Annotated in this window: 2 protein-coding genes; both read left to right on the top strand. The window is 60.9% G+C overall.

Annotated elements, in window-relative coordinates; translation table 11 throughout:
• Window positions 1-70 precede the first annotated feature (70 nt).
• Complete coding sequence (locus IU459_RS40290) at window positions 71-538, top strand: helix-turn-helix transcriptional regulator (protein WP_369123109.1); 468 nt, start codon at window positions 71-73, stop codon at window positions 536-538.
• A gap of 764 nt (window positions 539-1,302) precedes the next feature.
• Window positions 1,303-1,893: an FAD-dependent oxidoreductase gene (locus IU459_RS36955; protein WP_195134225.1), complete on the top strand. Its 591-nt coding sequence runs from the start codon at window positions 1,303-1,305 to the stop codon at window positions 1,891-1,893.
• The last annotated feature ends 99 nt before the right edge of the window (window positions 1,894-1,992 follow it).

Genomic DNA, 1,992 nt, shown 5'->3' with positions numbered 1-1,992 from the left:
GCGCCGGGTGGTCCCATAACTGGCAAAACCGCTAGTCAGGTGGTCCCATCAGTGGCAAACGGGTGGTCCCATGCTCAGGGCAAAACCAGCTCCGAAGTGGTCCCTTCCCCCTGGCAACCGACACGTGGCCCGCAAAGTACTCGGCGGTGCCGCCTACACGGCTGCAGAACAACGCGGTGCGCGACTCAGCCCTGTGCGTAACGAGGTGCATCGTCTCGCTCTGGGCGAGCTGGTCATGGACTCTGCGCCACCACCTGTACCCGAGACCCCTTTGTACACCCTGTCGACGCCACAGCTCGAGATCGCAATCTTGGTCGCTGCCGGGTACACGAATAGAGCAATAGCCGAGCGGCGAGGGGTATCCCGGCGAACGATCGACGCGCAAGTCGCGGCTATATTTTCAAAGCTGGGTATCTCTTCGCGAAAGGAAGTCCGGGCGAAGATTCCTGCAAATCTCATGCCTGAAGTCGACGCCGCAGCCGGAAAAAGACCACAGACACCCAACCAGAACCATCGACAGTCCGAGGCATCACCGTAGGCACTCCAAGGCCAGCGGCCGACCGTTTGGGCCGAGACCAGGATCACTCCCGTCTGCGCAACTATCACAAGTAGCTCTCGTTTACACAGCGTCGACCGTCCATGGCGACAGTATCCGTCTCCTTCGCCGACCTGGTCCACAGCGGGGGTTTCGTGTTATCCATCTCGCCCCCTTCACTGAGTGCCACGTGGCCGAATTACCTCGGGTTGACCCATTCTCGGTGCGGACAGCGCCCACAGGATCGGCATCCCGATCCGGGGCACATCGAAATACAGATTCAACCTCCAGGACAACCGTGAATGCGAGCCGCAGTGGCTGTAGCCTGCCAAGCCAGCCAGCCACGACAGCGCCGCAGTCGGATGTGCGGTACCCGCACGGCACCTGAGTCGAGTCCACGATCCAGCAGCCATCCAAGGTCAACACCGGCGGCCGCCCGTCGAACGCGGTCGGGTCAACTGGACATCTGTATTTACATGCAGTGCGGCAACAGGGCCGCCCAAGTCAGCTGTCGCACGCGGGTCTTGGTTGCCCTCGCCTACGTCCGGGCGTCACCGCGACCAATGTAGGTAAGTGATTCTCTAGGTACCCGCCAGCAATTTCGTATTCCGTTCCCGTCGGGTCCGTGTGAGAGTCGTGGCTGGCGACCATGGTCTCACAAACGAGGTCTCATGCAACAGCGGCTCTCTTGCGACGAATATGTGACACCCGAAACCGGTTGGGTTCCATGGTCACTGGGCGCCACACGCACGGCACGAAGGATCCCCATGTATCGAACCTCTGTTGCCCCGATTCTCATCGTCGGTGCCGGGCCCACGGGTTTGACCCTTGCCCACGAATTGCTGCGCCGGGCTGTGCCGTGCCGTGTGATCGACAAGAGGTCCGGTCCTGCAACGACATCGAGAGCGTTCACAGTCCATATCCGGACACTTGAGGGGTATGACAGGGCGGGGATCGTCGATCGCTTGCTTGAGTTGGGCGTTTGGAGCGGCGGGATGGTCTTCCACTTCCAAGGTGACGACGAGCCGGAGCGGCTTGACTTCACGCGATTGAATGACAGGTTTCCCGGCATCCTCATCCTCGAGCAGGACTGTCTGGAAGGCGTGCTGCGTGACCAGCTCGCTTCGTGCGGCGTGTTCGTGGAATGGGACACCGAACTCTGCTCGCTCACGATCGATGACGACGGCCCCGTCAACGCGACGCTGATACACACCGATGCCGACGGCCGAAAAGATGTGGAGCTCGTTCGTCCTGACTGGTTGGTGGGATGTGACGGAGTGCGAAGCACCGTCCGCAACCTGCGAGGCCTGGACTTCATCGGCGATGAGTACGGAGCAATGATCAGGACCTGTGGATGACGGGAAGGACGCACCTTCCCGGATGATCTATCAGTCCGAAGTCTTGATCATGCCGGCGCGCCAACGCCGGTCGGGAAGGTACGTCCGTGTTCACGGTAG

It is taken from the genome of Nocardia amamiensis (genome assembly GCF_015477605.1).
GTDB classification, from domain to species: domain Bacteria; phylum Actinomycetota; class Actinomycetes; order Mycobacteriales; family Mycobacteriaceae; genus Nocardia; species Nocardia amamiensis_A.
Note: the sequence above shows the minus strand (reverse complement) of the source record. Positions and strands in the feature narration are given on the sequence as shown.

Bases quoted from the DNA above. Each gene is read 5' to 3' on its own strand.
- IU459_RS40290 (WP_369123109.1), top strand. From the start codon at position 71: ATGCTCAGGGCAAAACCAGCTCCGAAGTGGTCCCTTCCCCCTGGCAAC.
- IU459_RS36955 (WP_195134225.1), top strand. From the start codon at position 1,303: ATGTATCGAACCTCTGTTGCCCCGATTCTCATCGTCGGTGCCGGGCCC.